This is a genomic window from Luteitalea sp. (assembly GCA_009377605.1).
Taxonomy (GTDB): Bacteria; Acidobacteriota; Vicinamibacteria; order Vicinamibacterales; family Vicinamibacteraceae; genus WHTT01.
Map to the genome: position 1 here is coordinate 33,973 of WHTT01000035.1, position 15,608 is coordinate 49,580.

Here is a 15,608-nt window from a genome sequence, read left to right on the forward strand (position 1 = left end):
ATGGACGAGCTCGTCCCGGGGACCGTGGGATTCGTGCCTGGCGTCCCGGGTCCTCCTGTCGAGTGGCGCATCGTCGGGGTGTTCCGCGATGTCAGCAACGTCGAGCGGTTCGACGTTCCTGAAGCGCCGCAGATCTACGTGCCCTTCGCGCAACGCCCGTGGCCACAGGCAATGGCTGCGGTTCGTTCGGCGACCAATCCTGAAGCCTTGCGACAGAGCCTCGCGACCGTGGTTCATGCCGCCGACCCGGAGCTGCCGCTGACCGACGTGCAAACGATGGATGAGATCGTTGGTGCGAGCTTCGCGCCCGACCGACTGAACATCGCGCTCAGTGTGCCTGTGCTGTTGGCTGTGGGGAGCGTACCGCTCACCGCCGCGGCGGTCGCTTGCTACGTGCCAGCTCGCCGCGCAAGCGCGGTGGATCCCATGATTGCTTTGCGCCAGGAATAGGCGGGCATGAGCGAGCAGGAATCCGCAATCGGGCGATCCTCCACAACCGCCGCCGTGCCGTTCATCTCGGTGCACGATTAAATTGAGCGCACGCATTCGTGAGACGCCTTTCTTGGATGCATTAGCATAAGGAGGAATGTTCCGCGCGACGATATTCCCTACACTGGTGGCGTGGCTGCTGATGGCGCCGAGCCTTCTCTCTCGACAGGCACCGCAGCAAGTCACATGGTCATTCGACAGAACTGACGAAATCGGGGGCAACAAGACCAAGCTCGAAGGCAATCCCAAGGTCGTCGACACGCCAATGGGGAAAGCCGTCGAGTTCGACGGCGTAGACGATGCCCTCTGGATCGAGCAGCATCCGCTTGCGGGCGCGTCCACGTTCACCTTCGAAGCGATCTTCAGGCCCGATGGCGGTTCAGCCGAACAGCGGTGGTTTCATCTTGCGGAGCGCGACCCGAAAACGGGATTGCTCGCCAGTCGAGACCGACCCAAGACTGGTCAAGATGCTAACGCGCGGTTCCTGTTCGAAATTCGCGTTCTCAACATGAATCAGTGGTGTCTTGATGCGTTCGTCAATGGACCCGGCTACTCCAAAGCACTACTATTCCGTGGCAAACTTCATTCGATCGGCCACTGGTACCACGTTGCCCAGGTCTACGACGGTAAGTGGTATCGCAGCTACGTCAACGGTGAATTGCAGGGCGAAGCCGAGATTGCATTCACGCCGCAGGGACCTGGAGCGGCATCGGTCGGCACCCGCATCAATCGGGTGAATCACTTCAGGGGTGCGATCCTTCTCGCACGTTTTACACCAGAAGCGCTGGCTGTGTCTGAGTTCCTGACGCTCCCAACGCACCGTCCTTGACGAGCGGGCGAGGGGCGAGGTGCAAGGTGCGAGGGACAACGAAAAGCTAGCGGCCGTAGATAACCGCACCATTGATCGCAATCGTCGTCCCTGTGGATCGCTCGTTCTTGTCCGGACGGGTACGGATCTGCAATGTGTGCAGTCCGGGCTCGAGGCCCGTGACGTGCCAGTACACATCCTCGTAGGTGCGGGGCACCTGCCAAGCGTCGATCTCACCGGCCTTCTTTCCGTCGAGCCAGACATCGGCACGGCCGCCATCCTCGAGGTACCTCCCGGCAATGGGACGATAGACGGTATTAGACCGGTTTTCGGAGGTTGAGGTTAACGTAAACCATGATCCAAAAGTAGGACCGCCGTAAAATTGGCGGGGTTAAAGCTCCGCCCTCCCGTCCACCGGCATGCTCGGCGGCACCGGAACACTCTGCGGTGCTCGCCAGAAGTCCATCATCGACACGCGGTGGACACAGCCGACGGTGCAGAACGGCGCACACGATTTGGGTGTGAGGAACTCTCGCTTGATGTCATCGACTGTGTACCCGATCAGCGGGACCCCAGGATAACTGCGCTGCTGTGAGCAGTAATGGACGAGACCGTCCTCGCACACATAGAGGTAGCGCGCCCCCGCACGGCAGCGCCACACGTTGGGCTTACCTTCCGCCAGATTGTCCTGGAAGCCACGGATCCCCGAATAGAGGTTCTTGACGATCTGCCAGCCACCGCTGATCTCGCGCGAAACCTCGTCGAACACGCGTCGCTCGACCGGCCCGAGCGGCTTCAGATGACCGTTCCCGTCGTGGATGATGCCGATCGACGTCGAAAAACCGAGCTCACGCGCCCGTCGTGTGATGGTGCGGGCATCCTCTGGGTTCTTGATGCCGCCACCCACGACCGAGTTGATGTTGACATCGAAGACGCCGTAGTCGCGGAGCCATGTGAGCTTCTTGTCCAGCAGCCGTAGGCTCTTCTTCGAAACCTCATCGGGCTCTACGTTGTCGATGCTGATCTGGAGAAAGTCCAGCCCGGCGTCGTTGAGCGCAACGATCCGCTTGGGCGACAGCAGGTAGCCGTTGGTGATCAAGCCGGCCATCATCCCGCGCGATCGAATGTGGCCAATGAGCTGGTCGAGATCGGGATGCAGCAGCGGCTCTCCTCCGCTGAACGCCACGACAGAAGCGCGCAGCCGAGCGAGCTGATCGATGCGCGCCAGCATGACCTCGGTCGGCACTGGCTGCGAGACCTTGTCGTACTCGTTGCAATACCCGCACTCGATGTTGCAGCGGCGCGTAGGAATGATGTGGACGAGGAGCGGATGCGACGTCTCGACGAATCCACGCGCGAACTTCCGGACCAGCCGCGCCTTGCGCTCGGCGCGCACGCGCAGGTGCGTCATGAGACGTCGAGGCTTTAGCGGTGCCAGGGCAGTAACCGGCATACTGAGTGAGCGTCGCCGCGGAAGGGCGGCCTGTCCCCTTTTCGCCGAAATTGTAGCAGCTGGCCGGCCTGAGGCACCCTGATGGACCGCTGAACGGGCGAGAATCCGGGTTCATCGGGTCGAAAGGACGCCTCGGCGACGCGTCCCTACCGCTACTAGTTGCTCGCCGAGGACACCCGGTCGCGGACCCGCCTGACGGCTGCGCCGACCTTGAACGACGTGTCGAAGATCGCTCCCACGCGCAAGCCGCCACGCAGCCGATGTCGACCGACCGCTCCCAGCCCCGCCGACGCGATGCAGCCGCACTGCGAGCAGTCAGGCTCTCCTCCAAACTGGCAAGGCGTGACCCGCGCCTCGAGGTCTGACGAGATGCACGTCGTCGTCTTGGCGAAGATGCACTCCTCCGGTGACGGAGGCGGCTCGGAGTAGACCTCGATCATACCCTTGGGCATGGCGAGCTTCGGATACTTCGCGCGGAGACGAAGGAGGTCGCCGACGACGCGCTGGCGATCCTCGGGGGTCAGCATCTCTGGAGACTGCTCGCCGACTTGGGGCGTGTAGAGGCTGACCCAAATCTGCTGCGTATCGTCGTTGCGCGACCACAGGTCGATGAACTCGTCGAGGTATCCGTCTCGACCGACCTGCTGGCGTGTCACCGTGCAGTGGACCGTGATCTGTTGTCCGACGATGTGCTTGAGGATGCGATCGTAGGTGGCCGGTTTGCGGCGCACGTCGTGCTCGGGTGGGAGCCCATCGATCGAGACAACGATCTGGAGGCGGCGAATGGCCGCCCACTCGGGCGGGATCGGCCGGACCGCGCTCGTGACGACCTGTGTGTAGATGCCCATTGCCTCGAGCTTTGGGAGGAGCACGTTGAGCTCCCGATACCGGACGAGCGGCTCACCGCCAACAATGGACAGGTGAAGCGCGCGGTGCTCACGGACGAGCTTGATGACGCCGTCCACCAGCGCGTCCCCGCGATAGTCGCTCATCTGGCGGAGATTGACCTCGCCACCGAGGTGATCATCGCCATACGCATAGCAGCCAGGGCACCGCAGCGGGCACTCGCGGGTGATCTCGATCGACAGGTTGGGCGTGTAGCCGCGAAGGATGCGTCCCCACGCACGAATGATGCCTTCCATGTGCCTCCTCGCCGAAGTGGCTCCCAGTATGACACAAGGTCACAAGGTCACAGGGTGACAGGGCGAGAGGGTGACAGGGTGAGAGGGTGAGAGGGTGACAAGGTGACAAGGTGACAATGGCCGAAGGCACGCAGTTCGTCCTGCCCGTTCACCTTGTCACCCGTTCACCCGTTCACCCCCTCACCCCCTCACCCCCTCACCCTTCACCCCCTCACCCCCTCACCTGATCACCTCGTCACCAACCTCACGCGCGGCGCGAGCGACCAGGCGAACTCGGAGAGACGCGCGGGACCGAGGCGCTCGACCTCGGCCAGCGCACGTGCGGCGTCAACCAAGAGCCGCGCGACGTCGACGCCGAGACAGATGGGCGGCAGGTCACGCAGATAACTGGAGCCGCGCGTCAGCATGTAGACCGTACCGTGATAGTTGCCATCTTGCAGATGGTGAAACGCAACGCCGATCTGGAGGACGCCCTGATACAATCGGCGCACAGGGCGCGTTTCAGCGCGCCACAGGATCTCGAGCGTTTCGTGCTGTTCGAAGTACCGGCCGGCATTGAGCTCCTCGATGCCTTGAAGCAGGAGGGGCGGCGTGGGGTCGCTGCAGCACATTGGGTGAATGCGGAGGGCGAACTTGGGAACGAACGGATCACAACCGAGGAAGTGGTCCAAGCGGCAATGGCTAAAGCGTACCAGATCGGAGGCGGCGTCTCATGCTCGCCTCGTCCAAGGACGGCTCATCGTCACGGCGCCACCGCGGCTCGAGCCGCCGGCGATCGAGCGCCGGCGCTCGCGCGTGCACGGATGGGGCGTCTTCGCGCTCGAGCCAATCTCGAAGAACAAGCGCATCGTGGACTACGCGGGGGAGCTCGTTGCCAATTCGCGAGCAACGCCGCGTGAAGAAAGATACTTGGAAGAGGGCTGCATCTGGTGCTTTCAACTCAATCGTCTCTGGGTGATTGATGCCGGCGTCGGGGGCAACATCGCCCGCTTCATCAATCACTCGTGCCAGCCCAACTGCCATAGCCGCATCGAGCGTGGCTTGATCTGGATCTGCGCGTCCCGCGTCATTCGACGGGGTGAAGAGCTGACCTACAACTACTTTACCGAGGGCGCTGCCGAGATCCCGTGCGGCTGCCGTCCCGGGTGCCAGAATATGCTCTAGCCCACTAGATGCACGTCCTCTACCTCCACGGCTTCGCTTCCTCCCCGAGCTCGTCGAAGGCCCGCTTCTTCGCCGAGCGTTTGGCGACCAAGGGTCTGACGCTCCACTGCCCGGATCTCAACGAGCCAGACTTTTCGACGCTCACGGTGACTCGTATGCTGCAGGCCACCGAGGATGCGATGCGTCGGCTGGCGCCGGACCGCGTCGTTTTGATCGGCTCGAGCCTTGGCGCGCTCGTGGCGTGGCGTACGGCGGTGCGACTGCATCCGGACGCAACGCATCCCGTCGACCGCGTGGTACTGCTCGCGCCGGCGCTCGAGTTCGGCCACGACCGCCTCGGGCTGACGGAGGGAGAGCTTTGCGAGTGGGAGCGGACTGGCTGGCGCGAGGTGCTTCACCACGCATACGGCGAGGTGCGGCGCATCCACTTCGAGATCTATCGGGACGCGGCCCGCTACGATTCCGAAGGAGTCGATGTGCGCGTGCAGACACTCATATTCCAGGGGCGGCGGGACGAGCTGGTCGACGCCGACGCGGTTGCACGATTTGCGCGCGCGCGCAAATCGCATGTCACGCTGCACCTGCTCGAGGATGGTCATCAGCTGCTGAACCACATGGAGTTGATGTGGCGCGAGACGTCGACCTTCCTCGGCCTGGATGCCGACGTCGCGCTACGTCCGACGTGAAGAGTACGCGGCGGAAAGGGGACCCATGTCCGGCCACGACGGGTGCGCAAGGATGCTCGCCGCTGCTGTTGTGCTCGCTCTCACGTGGGCCGGTGCGGCGTGCGGCCCGAGCGGCGAGGCGCCACGCCGTAGCAGGCCCACGCGATCGCCCGCCGTTGCCTCTCCCTCGGCTGATTCCGGTCAGACCGACGACACGCTGCAGACCGCTATCGACCGTAGCGCCTTTCTCGTGCTCGCGTTGCCGGGCACTCAGGTGCTTGCGAGCCAGCGCCTCGAACGGTTGGACGAGCCCGTTCGGCCAGGCTCCATCGCGAAGATCGTGACGCTGGTGGGCGCGCTCGAAGCAGGCGTCGTCCGCGAGACGAGCCGCGTCCGCTGCAGTCGCACGCTGCATCTGCCTCCACACGATCTCACCTGCGCCCACCCGGATCTGGGGCAACCGCTCACGCCTGCCGACGCGTTGGCGCATTCCTGCAACGTGTTCTTCGCCACGGTCGCGAAGCGCCTGCCCCGCGCGGCATTCAACCGCGCCGCGCTCGCCTTGGGTCTCTCACCGATCAGCGCCGATGTCGATCTTCCCCTTGCCGCCCTTGGCTTGGCCGGCGAGTCCGCAACGCCGCGCGCGCTCCTCGCCATGATGCAGCGCCTCGTCCAGGGTGAGCAGATGTCAATTCACGACAGCACTCGTCGGGTCGTTCTCGAGGGCCTGCGGCGTGCCACAGAGGAGGGTACCGCTGCCGCGCTCTCCGCTCACGAGCTGCAGGGCTGGGCGAAGACGGGCACGGCGCCAGGCGCGGGCCGGTTCGAAGGGCTGGCGGTGGCCGTCACGACGGACGCTTCGGATCGTCCGTCACGAGGCGTTGTCGTCCGCGCTCCAGGTGCGGCTGGTCGCGACGCCGCCGCGATCGCCGCCGAGATCCTGGCACGCGAGCGGAGCGAGCGAGCGCGGCCGAACGTCGCGTCGGCACGCTCGACCGACGGGCCTTTCGTGCAGGTCGGCCGCTCTGCCCAAGCTGGCTCGGTCGACACGCTCGCGCTCGACGACTACGTGGCCCAGGTCGTGGCTGGTGAGGCACCGCCAGACGCACCGGCCGCTGCGCTCGAGGCGCTTGCGATCACGGCTCGCACGTTTGCCCTCGCACAGGGAGGTCGTCATCAACGAGAGGGCTTCGATCTCTGCGACCTTACTCACTGTCAGGTCCTTCGGCCGGAAACGGCTTCGTCCAGGGCCGCTACCGTTCGCACGAGAGGTGTCGTGCTCGTGGAGCCACCGAGCACCGAGCGCTCCCTGCACCAGGTTCGACCTGCTGCGGTGTTCTACAGCGCATCCTGCGGCGGCACGCTCGTGATGCCAGCCGATGTCTGGCCGGATGGACAACGCCTCGAACACCTCCGGGAGGGCGCTGATCCGGCCGCACATCCGGTTGCGTCGTGGCAGACAAACGTCGCGGCTGTCGATCTCGAGCGCGCTCTTCAGTCGGCCGGTGCTCGTGGAGGCACGCTGCGTGACCTACGCATCCTGGCTCGTACGCCGGCCGGCTTGGTGGCACGCCTCGGGCTCGACGGTCTGGTCCCGAGCGAGCTCGATGCCGAGAGCTTTCGACGGCTGCTCGGCGACCGACTCGGCTGGCACATCCTGAAGAGCAACGAGTACGACATCACGCGCACGGCCGCCGGCTATCGGTTCGATGGCCGGGGGCGTGGTCATGGCATTGGGTTGTGTCTGCGAGGCGCGATCACGCTCGCCCAGACGGGACGATCGTCGGAGCAGATCGTCGAAACCTACTTTCCAGGGCTCGTCGAAGCCGGCCTCGAGGATGTGCAGGTCCGCAGCGGGAGCGAGCACAGCCGAGATGTCCGGATCATTCTCCCGGCAGCTGATGAGCAGGCGCGCTCTCGCTTCTCGGCGCTCGTCGAGCGGACGCTCGCCGATCTCCAGAGGCAGACCGGCCAGCCTCGGCCGGCCATTGTCTTGCGCGTCCACCCGACCATTGAGAGCTTTCAGCGAGCGACCGGTCTCGCGTGGTGGACAGCGGGAGCGACGACACGCCGGGACGCCAGAAGCGCCGCTGGGGAGTCGAGGGCCGCGGCAGTCGATGTTCACCTCGTGCCATTACAGCTGCTCGAACGTCGCGGCACGCTGGCGGCGACCCTGCGGCACGAGCTGTCGCACGCGTTGACGTTCGATGCGTTGGTCGACCGGCCTCTCTGGGTACGCGAAGGCATGGCAATGCACTTCGCCAAGCCGTCAAAAGAAGAAACGGGAGGCGGACATCTTGCTGCTGCTGATACTTCGTGTCCCACGGAGACCGAGCTGCGGCGTTCCGGCTCCGCGGAGGCCCTCGCGCGCGCACAACGCCGAGCCCTGGCCTGCGTCGAGACCTCCTTGGACGCAGGCACTCCTTGGTGGGCCGTGGGCGACGACACCATCACTGTCACGTCGTCAGGAAGACACGTTCGATGAACCAGTATCCGCCGGCCAGGATGACGCCAATCGAGCCTGCCAGCGTCAGTCGTTCGCCGAGGCGCAGGTTGTGCCGGCGAATCGCGCTGAGGGCCAATGCGACCACCAAGACAATCGCGAGCTGCCCGATCTCCACACCGAGATTGAAAGAAAAAAGCGACCAGCCGAGCGCGGCCCGGGGAAGCCCGAACTCCCTGAGGACGGTCGCAAACCCGAATCCATGCACGAGCCCGAAGATTGCTGCCACCCACGGACGGATGTCACGCGCGCCCCTGGACGCGCGCGCGGCGACATCATCCCCTGCCGCTCGCGCTTTGACGACCAGAAGATTGTCGGCTCCCACGAAGACAATGCTCAACGCAATCGTCGGCTCGACGATGCCGGCGGGCGGTGAGAGGAGATCGAGGGCGGCGAGCGACAGGGTGATGCTGTGTCCAAGGGTGAACGCCGAAACGATCCCCGCCAGGCGCCACAGCGATCCTCCCAGCAGAAGTAGTCCAATGAGGAACAGGACGTGGTCCGGCCCGATGAGGATGTGCTCGATACCGGACGGCACGAACGTGGCCACCACCGCGAGCGTTCCCTGGATCGTGCCAGCGTAGTAGACCAGCCGTTGCTCTCGAACATCGAGGATTGCCTGGTGGGCGAGGGCCTCATTCTCGTAGACATTCACGAATGTCTGATGGATCGGGTCGTACGGGAACAGGAGAGCGTCGATCTGCAGGGTAGCGGGGCGAGCCGCCGCCAGGCGGAAGGTGAGCCGAAGGCTCTGCTGGTCGACGAGCGGTTGGATGTCGCGCCACTCGGGCGTGATCTCGCGACCGTCGAGCGTTAACCGCAGTCGCTCGGTGAGGAGCGCGACGAGCCCGTCCCGATGGGACCGTGCGACTGCTGGGTCGAGCAGCAGGTCGGGCGGAACAATCGTCAGATCGTTCGCGACGTCGAAGTCGTGGACGACCAGCGAGCCGTGCACAGCCTCCGCACCGAGGTGCAGGTCGAGATAGCTGAACGGCGACGGGTGGGCGGCCACCGGTTCCGGTAGCGCCAGCAGCACCACGGCCAGCAGGAGATGACGCACCGTCATAGTGGAGCGGCCGTGATGTTCAGGGTAGGCTACCTACCCTGCGGGGACTAGTGCCGGACGGCTGCCAAATGCTCGCGCAGCAGATCGTGTCCGAAGTCGCCATCGAAATCGCGCCAGACGGAGTGGATGTGGTTGCCGTCGTTCTGTGTGTTGTCGTATTCAATCAGGAACGTTGGTCCCTGAACGCGATAGTAGTGCTTCTTCCCGAGCTCGCTCTCGCCGCTCCATGCGAACGCAATCTTCTCGATTCCGGCCTCGCGGAGCTTGGTCATGCGATCCGAGCGAATGTCGTCCGCCATGTGCGACGTGTAGGCGTCGATGATCTCCATCAGCAGGTCACGCTGCGCGGGCGTCATCGCAGAGGCCGTGATGCCCACCGGTGACAACGGGTCCGCCTCGGCGGCATTCTTCGTCACGATTTCCCTGGGCGCCACGTCGGCGATCACCGCGGTTGCCCGCTGAGACTCATCGAGCGCCATGAGGAGCTCCCGGGCGGTGTCCTCCTCTACGGCGAGCACGCGAAGGCCCTTCTTCGGCCCTTCGCGAACTTCACCCGGGTTCGAGCCAAAGAACAAAGGCGAGCTGGCGATGGCAGTGCCGTTCACGATTGTGAAGTGCAGCGATACGTGGTGTCCTTCGACACGCCAGCCCCAGGCGTCGTCGGGCGACGGTGTCCCGAACACCGTGAAGAAGTACAGCTCCGGATCGCGGCTGATTCGGCCTCTGCGCTCGATCGCCTTGAGTACCGTCTCGAGGTCCATGATGGCGGTCGCGGTCAAGTACCCCCGGGCGCTGAGACCCGCTTCGAGCAGCGTGTGCGCGCGCTTTCGCTGCGGCTCGGTCATGTCCTTGATCGGCAAGCCCTGGCGCGGAAACTGCTCCGTGGGAATGAAGTTCCACCTCGTGCGCTCGTCACCATCGAAGGGGAAGGAGGCCCGCTGGCGCTCGTCGGGAGCGAGCTCTTCGAGGAACTGGTCGGCGGCTGTGGCCATGGTGGACGCCACACGCTGCGACGCGACCATGTGGCCAACGAGCCAGACTGCGAAAAGCCCCAGGACCAGGGAAGCACGAAGAAGCTTCAAGCGATTCATGGATATGACCTCTATCAGCCTGGGTGAACGTGTCGTACGTAGCGCAGGGCTTTAGCCCTGCCTGCCGCCCGCGCCCATTTGGCAGGCCTGAAGGCCTGCGCTACGGATGTCGTGGGCGACGATCGGCACACGGGTTCTAATGTGACTCACGGGGTACCGCATGTCCGCGGCAGCCCACCAGGAAGTCGAAGTCCGCGCCCGCGCTTGCTTGTTGGACATGCTCTACGTACAGCCCTTGATAGCCACCTCGCATGACGGGATCGAGCGCACGCCATCCCGAGCGACGCCGCTGCAGCTCTTCGTCCGAGACCGCCAGGTGGAGGCGCCGAACCTCCACGTCGAGCTCGATGACATCGCCGTCCTGGACCAACGCGAGAGGGCCGCCAATCGCCGCTTCAGGACAGGCGTGCAACACGACCGTTCCGTATGCCGTGCCGCTCATGCGCGCGTCGGAGATCCGAACCATGTCGGTCACCCCTTGGCTCAGCACCTTCGGTGGCAGCCCGATGTTGCCGACCTCGGGCATGCCGGGATAGCCCTTGGGCCCACAGTTCTTCAAGACGAGGACCGACTGCGCATCGACGTTCAGGTCTGGATCCGCGATACGCTGATTATAGTCTTCGATGCTCTCGAAGACGACGGCGCGGCCGCGATGTCGCATCAGGTGCGGCGACGCCGCCGACGGCTTCAGCACGGCACCATCGGGCGCGAGGTTGCCACGCAGAACGGCGAGGCCGCCCTGCGCGACGAGCGGGCGGTCGAACGGCCGAATGACCTCGGTGTTCCAGGTCGACGCCTCTCGACAATTCTCCCAGATCGTCCGGCCGTTGACCGTCACCACGTCACGATGGATCAAGCCATGCTCGCCCAGGGCCCGGATGATGGCGGGCAGCCCGCCCGCGTAATAGAAGTCCTCCATCAAGTAACGGCCTGACGGCATCAGATCCAGCAAGGTGGGCACGTTGCGTCCGAGCCTGTCCCAATCGTCAAGCGTGATGTCGACGCCGACGCGGCCGGCAATGGCAAGCAGATGAATGACGCCGTTGGTCGAGCCGCCCACGGCGCCACACACACGAATGGCGTTCTCGAACGCCTCTCGCGTCAGGAGGTGCGAGAGGCGCTGATCCTCGCGCACCATCTCGACGATCCGGCGGCCCGCCAGATGCGCCAGCACCGCGCGGCGCGAATCCACGGCTGGAATCGCGGCACTGTGTGGCAGCGTCAACCCGAGCGCCTCGACGATCGAGGCCATCGTCGAAGCCGTGCCCATGACCATGCAGGTGCCTGTCGAGCGCGACATGCCGGTCTGCGCGTCCATGAAACCCTCGAGGCTCATCGTGCCTGCCTTGACCTCCTCGCTGAAGCGCCATACATCGGTGCCGGATCCGATATCCCGGCCGCAGTACTTCCCATTCAGCATCGGGCCGCCCGACACGACAATGGCCGGAACGTCGCAGCTTGCGGCTCCCATGACCAGCGCTGGTGTCGTCTTGTCGCAGCCGCACATCAGCACCACGCCGTCGATGGGGTTGGCGCGGATGGACTCCTCGACGTCCATGCTGACGAGGTTGCGGAACAACATGGCCGTCGGCCGCATGTTGGTCTCGCCGGTCGATGTCACGGGGAACTCGACGGGAAACCCGCCCGCTTCCCAGATGCCGCGCTTGACGCGATCCGCGAGATCGCGGAAGTGCGCGTTGCACGGCGTGAGCTCCGACCAGGTGTTACAGATGCCAATAACAGGGCGCCCGTCGAGCACGTCGGTCGGCCAGCCGCGCATCCAACTCCGGTGCACGAACCCATCCTTGTCGCGCTTGCCAAACCACGCGGCCGACCGATACTTCTGTTTGTCGTCGTCGTTCATGATCTTCCGAAATTCCTAGGGCGGCGCGTTCGGCGAACGCGCCCTACCATCGTGGTCGGACGCGCCGCCGAGGCGCGCATCGTGGTAGGGACGCCTCGCCGAGGCGTCCGTTTTCGCTGTTGAGGCCGATCTTACGTGGCCTTGGCCGTTGTCCCGTCCCACGCAATCGTCTTGCCCTCGCGGATTGCGAGGACGGCGAGCAGACAGGGCAGCGTGGAGTTGAATCCGATCTCCATGTCGCATACCGGCTTCTGCCGCGATTTCACGCAGTCGAGGAAGTTACGAACGTGCCGACCGGTTGCGGAGCCGAACTGCGAGTCCGCGACCTCGGACATCCCCGATGGGTCCTGGAACTTCTTTGGCTCGAGTGGTGGCGGCGGCTCCGGGGCATCCGGCGGCCGACGGCGATCATCGCGTGGGAACGGCTTGACCTCGTAGCCAAGGCGGTTGACGAGGAGCACGCCGCGATCGCCAAAGAAGTAGTTGCCGTAGAGCTCCCGCGCGTCTTCTTCCCCCGGCACGACGGCATTCGAGAGCGTTGCCACGAACTGGTCGTACTGCCAGGTGACCGAGAAGGTGTCGGGGGCCCGCTCCGGGTCGCGGCGGCTCCGCACGTACTGCGCCGACGCGCTCGCGAGCAAAGGCGTCTTCGTATCTCCCTGCATGTACCAGTTCATCACATCCACCAGGTGGACGCCCCAGTCGGTGACCGAACCGCCGCCGTAATCGTAGTACCCACGCCATCCTCGCTGCCGGCTGGGGACGTAGGGCTTTCGCTCGGCGGGCCCCTGGAACATCTCCCAGTTCAGATCCGCCGGAGGGTCTTGTGGCGTCTCAGGCGGCTGCGTGCGCCGGCCTCCGCCACCGCCCGGCGGGCTCATCACGCAGTGAGTGATGAGCGAGCCGAAATAGCCGTCCCGCGTGAGCTTTGCCGCCTCTTGGAAATGGTGCCAACTTCGCTGCTGCAGCCCCACCTGCACGATCCGATTGTGCTGGCGCGCGGCCTCGACCATCTTCAAGGCCGGCTCGATGGCGTTGGAGACCGGCTTCTCGACGTAGATGTCCTTGCCCGCGTCACACGCGTCGACGGTCATCGGACTGTGCCAATGATCCGGCGTTGCGATGAGCACCACATCGATATCCTTCCGATCGAGCAGGCGTCGATAGTCTTCGACCATGTCCACCTTGGTGCCGCTTTGTGCCGCGTTCAGCTTGGCGGCGGTCTCCTCGAGCTTGGTCTTGGCGACGTCGCAGGCGGCCACGAACACGCTGTCTTTGTGTGGTAGCCAATCGTTCATCACCTGGTTGCCCCGACTGCCGCAGCCGATGATGCCTACTCGAATCAGATCGCTCGCGCCGGCACCCTGCGGCGTGCGGCCGAACATGGCTCGCGTCTGTGCTGCCGCCGCCCCGGCAACGGCCGCCTGCAAGAACCCGCGTCTGTTGATCATGGCGATGTCCTTTCCGGGCCCACCTTGGGATGCGATTCCGTGCTGCCCTCGGTGAGGCCGAGTGCCCACTTGATAGCCTCGAAGTACATGGTGGTCACGTCGGGATCGGTCCAGCTCTCGTTGGTGTGGCCGAGCGTGGAGTAGAACACACGGCCCTTGCCGTACATCTTCGACCACGCCACGGCAAAGTCGCGGTCCGTGCGGCGGATCCGTGGGTTGTTCTCGTAATCGAGCTTTGTCTCGTCGAGCCGCAGCAGCACGTTCACCTCGTCGCGCGACCACTGCTTCGCCTGGTAGATCTCATCGCGCTTGGTGAAGGCCTTGGGGAAGTGCCTCACGGCCGGGAACGTGGGGTCCTCGAGGAGGATCGGTGCGTCAAAGGTGTTCCACGGATGCGCGTCGAACCAGCCCCCGATCATCTCCGCGTACTCGGGCCAGTCGTAGTTTGCATCCAGCGCGGCATGGACACCGACGAACGCCTTTCCATCATCGTGGACGAACGAGAGCAAGTCCTGCTTCTGACTGTCGCTGAGCTCCATCCGGCCGGTGGTGTTCACGAACACGAGCGCATCGAAGTCGTCGAGATTCTTCCCGTTGGCGCCGACCTTGCCCTTGGTGATCCACTCGTAGTCGGTACGGAGATACGCCTGCCACATGCCCGTGTCTTTACCCATGTTGCGAATGGTGACCATGCCATCCGAGATCGAGTCGTGCTGGAAGCCCGTGGCGGCACCGAGCACCAAGATGGTCTTCTCGAACGGGGGCAACGACGGAGGGCCTTGCGGTCCTCTCCGGCGAGGGCCACGCTCGGCGTCCGGCGGCGGCTGTCCGGTTGGTGCTTGCTCCGGCGGTTGCTGATCCGCGCTGCCCGCCACGTGGACGGGCGCCACACAGATTGCAAGGAGCACGACGAATGCTGCGTTGTGAAGTCGCTTCATGTTGCCTTCCCCTTTGCTCCTTCCCTTTTTATCCCTTGACCCCTTGACCCCTTGACCCCTTGACCCCTTGACCCCTTGACCCCTTGACCCCTTCCACCGTCACAGCTCTTTGACCGCGATGGCACGCCAGCGCCAGAAGCCGCCATCGACCCAGCGTGGCGTCTCTTCATCGCTGTAGTGCATTTGAATGGCGATCATGCCGTCGGTCGCACCACCCGCAGCATGATTGGCCGTGTCGGTGAAGTCGGTCACCAACTGGTCGTTGATCCAGACGGTGATGTGAGGGACGTCGCCTTCGATCCGGGCGCGAATGGAATTCCAGGCTTCCCGCTTCCACGCCTTCTGCCACGTCTCGTTGCGCTCGCGCATTCGTTCCTGCCGTTCCTCAGGGCTCAGGCTCGCCAGGTCACCGCCGCTACTGACGCCTTTCAGGCGCTCGCCGTAGATGCCGCCCATGTTTCCACCGGGCAGATAGTCCAGCATCACCTGATACGCCTCGCCCGCCTCGCTCGAGCGCAGGAACAAGCCACTGTCACAGCCCCAGTCTGGCTTGACCTCCATATACACTTCGAAGTTCTTGTACTTCTTGTCGGTCAGCAGGATGCCGCCCTTTCCGCCCGGATTCTGGCTGCCGACGATCAGGCCATGCAGGATGCGAAACTCCGGCGTCGTCCCATGATGATTCGTCTTGCTGACGTGCCACCCTGTGAGGTCCTTCCCGTTGAAGATGGGCGTGAACCCTTCAGGGATCGTGGGGCCTTTGTCAGGCGCGATGTCGGCTCCAGCATCGCTGCGATCAGGCGATGCCGAACGTTGGGCGGCGCCTACAGACACCGCGGCGGCCGCGAGCAGGATCGCACCGATGAGTGGGATTCTGGTACTCCTCATAAGACTCTTTCAACCTCCTGACGGTTACTGCACGCGCTCGCTTGCCCGTTCCAACGGCGTGTGCGCGTCGGCGCGGCCAGACTGCG

At 64.4% G+C, this 15,608-nt stretch carries 14 protein-coding genes; 5 read left to right on the forward strand and 9 right to left on the reverse strand.

Annotation, left to right across the window (positions count from 1 at the left end):
- Both GEV06_13570 and GEV06_13575 read left to right on the forward strand, forming a co-directional pair.
- Complete coding sequence (locus GEV06_13570; protein ID MPZ18925.1) at positions 1–450, forward strand: hypothetical protein; 450 nt, start codon at positions 1–3, stop codon at positions 448–450.
- A gap of 136 nt (positions 451–586) precedes the next feature.
- Positions 587–1,318 carry a LamG domain-containing protein gene (locus tag GEV06_13575; GenBank protein ID MPZ18926.1) on the forward strand — a complete coding sequence of 244 codons (732 nt, stop codon included), beginning with the start codon at positions 587–589 and terminating at the stop codon, positions 1,316–1,318.
- A gap of 370 nt (positions 1,319–1,688) precedes the next feature.
- Here GEV06_13575 and GEV06_13580 read toward each other — a convergent pair whose 3' ends face one another.
- The 3 genes from GEV06_13580 to GEV06_13590 all read right to left on the reverse strand — a co-directional run bounded on the left by GEV06_13580 (position 1,689) and on the right by GEV06_13590 (position 4,503).
- Complete coding sequence (locus GEV06_13580) at positions 1,689–2,708, reverse strand: radical SAM protein (protein MPZ18927.1); 1,020 nt, start codon at positions 2,706–2,708, stop codon at positions 1,689–1,691.
- Between the two features lie 197 nt (positions 2,709–2,905).
- Positions 2,906–3,892 carry a radical SAM protein gene (locus GEV06_13585; protein MPZ18928.1) on the reverse strand — a complete coding sequence of 329 codons (987 nt, stop codon included), beginning with the start codon at positions 3,890–3,892 and terminating at the stop codon, positions 2,906–2,908.
- A gap of 227 nt (positions 3,893–4,119) precedes the next feature.
- Entirely contained in the window at positions 4,120–4,503 is a 384-nt protein-coding gene (locus GEV06_13590) for a DUF309 domain-containing protein (protein MPZ18929.1), read from the reverse strand.
- A gap of 7 nt (positions 4,504–4,510) precedes the next feature.
- On the opposite strand from GEV06_13590, the gene GEV06_13595 reads away from it, so the two are divergent.
- The 3 genes from GEV06_13595 to GEV06_13605 are packed head-to-tail and all read left to right on the forward strand — an operon-like array spanning position 4,511 to position 8,206.
- The gene (locus tag GEV06_13595) at positions 4,511–5,056 is read left to right on the forward strand and encodes an SET domain-containing protein-lysine N-methyltransferase (GenBank protein ID MPZ18930.1); all 546 of its coding nucleotides are present in this window, start codon (positions 4,511–4,513) and stop codon (positions 5,054–5,056) included.
- Positions 5,057–5,064: 8 nt separating this feature from the next.
- Entirely contained in the window at positions 5,065–5,742 is a 678-nt protein-coding gene (locus GEV06_13600; protein MPZ18931.1) for an alpha/beta fold hydrolase, read from the forward strand.
- A complete protein-coding gene (locus GEV06_13605; protein MPZ18932.1) occupies positions 5,714–8,206 on the forward strand; it encodes a SpoIID/LytB domain-containing protein in 2,493 nt (830 codons plus the stop codon). The genes GEV06_13600 and GEV06_13605 overlap by 29 nt, the downstream gene beginning before the upstream one ends.
- Here the strand turns inward: GEV06_13605 and GEV06_13610 are convergent.
- The 6 genes from GEV06_13610 to GEV06_13635 form a co-directional block, all read right to left on the reverse strand.
- Entirely contained in the window at positions 8,178–9,290 is a 1,113-nt protein-coding gene (locus GEV06_13610) for a hypothetical protein (GenBank protein MPZ18933.1), read from the reverse strand. The genes GEV06_13605 and GEV06_13610 overlap by 29 nt on opposite strands.
- A 47-nt stretch (positions 9,291–9,337) precedes the next feature.
- The gene (locus GEV06_13615; protein ID MPZ18934.1) at positions 9,338–10,282 is read right to left on the reverse strand and encodes a DUF3500 domain-containing protein; all 945 of its coding nucleotides are present in this window, start codon (positions 10,280–10,282) and stop codon (positions 9,338–9,340) included.
- 235 nt (positions 10,283–10,517) lie between these two features.
- A complete protein-coding gene (locus tag GEV06_13620; GenBank protein ID MPZ18935.1) occupies positions 10,518–12,245 on the reverse strand; it encodes a dihydroxy-acid dehydratase in 1,728 nt (575 codons plus the stop codon).
- A gap of 131 nt (positions 12,246–12,376) precedes the next feature.
- Positions 12,377–13,696, reverse strand: coding sequence for a hypothetical protein (locus tag GEV06_13625; GenBank protein MPZ18936.1), 1,320 nt, complete (start codon positions 13,694–13,696; stop codon positions 12,377–12,379).
- Positions 13,693–14,634, reverse strand: coding sequence for a ThuA domain-containing protein (locus GEV06_13630; protein MPZ18937.1), 942 nt, complete (start codon positions 14,632–14,634; stop codon positions 13,693–13,695). Before GEV06_13630 ends, GEV06_13625 begins: the two co-directional genes overlap by 4 nt.
- A 99-nt stretch (positions 14,635–14,733) precedes the next feature.
- Positions 14,734–15,522: a DUF1080 domain-containing protein gene (locus tag GEV06_13635; protein MPZ18938.1), complete on the reverse strand. Its 789-nt coding sequence runs from the start codon at positions 15,520–15,522 to the stop codon at positions 14,734–14,736.
- Between the last annotated feature and the right edge of the window lie 86 nt (positions 15,523–15,608).

What these genes read in the sequence shown, in the direction of transcription:
- GEV06_13570 (MPZ18925.1), top strand. Translation starts at nt 1, where the DNA reads ATGGACGAGCTCGTCCCGGGGACCGTGGGATTCGTGCCTGGCGTCCCG.
- GEV06_13575 (MPZ18926.1), top strand. Translation starts at nt 587, where the DNA reads ATGTTCCGCGCGACGATATTCCCTACACTGGTGGCGTGGCTGCTGATG.
- GEV06_13580 (MPZ18927.1), bottom strand. Translation starts at nt 2,708, where the DNA reads ATGACGCACCTGCGCGTGCGCGCCGAGCGCAAGGCGCGGCTGGTCCGG.
- GEV06_13585 (MPZ18928.1), bottom strand. Translation starts at nt 3,892, where the DNA reads ATGGAAGGCATCATTCGTGCGTGGGGACGCATCCTTCGCGGCTACACG.
- GEV06_13590 (MPZ18929.1), bottom strand. Translation starts at nt 4,503, where the DNA reads ATGTGCTGCAGCGACCCCACGCCGCCCCTCCTGCTTCAAGGCATCGAG.
- GEV06_13595 (MPZ18930.1), top strand. Translation starts at nt 4,511, where the DNA reads ATGCGGAGGGCGAACTTGGGAACGAACGGATCACAACCGAGGAAGTGG.
- GEV06_13600 (MPZ18931.1), top strand. Translation starts at nt 5,065, where the DNA reads ATGCACGTCCTCTACCTCCACGGCTTCGCTTCCTCCCCGAGCTCGTCG.
- GEV06_13605 (MPZ18932.1), top strand. Translation starts at nt 5,714, where the DNA reads ATGCCGACGTCGCGCTACGTCCGACGTGAAGAGTACGCGGCGGAAAGG.
- GEV06_13610 (MPZ18933.1), bottom strand. Translation starts at nt 9,290, where the DNA reads ATGACGGTGCGTCATCTCCTGCTGGCCGTGGTGCTGCTGGCGCTACCG.
- GEV06_13615 (MPZ18934.1), bottom strand. Translation starts at nt 10,282, where the DNA reads ATGGCCACAGCCGCCGACCAGTTCCTCGAAGAGCTCGCTCCCGACGAG.
- GEV06_13620 (MPZ18935.1), bottom strand. Translation starts at nt 12,245, where the DNA reads ATGAACGACGACGACAAACAGAAGTATCGGTCGGCCGCGTGGTTTGGC.
- GEV06_13625 (MPZ18936.1), bottom strand. Translation starts at nt 13,696, where the DNA reads ATGATCAACAGACGCGGGTTCTTGCAGGCGGCCGTTGCCGGGGCGGCG.
- GEV06_13630 (MPZ18937.1), bottom strand. Translation starts at nt 14,634, where the DNA reads ATGAAGCGACTTCACAACGCAGCATTCGTCGTGCTCCTTGCAATCTGT.
- GEV06_13635 (MPZ18938.1), bottom strand. Translation starts at nt 15,522, where the DNA reads ATGAGGAGTACCAGAATCCCACTCATCGGTGCGATCCTGCTCGCGGCC.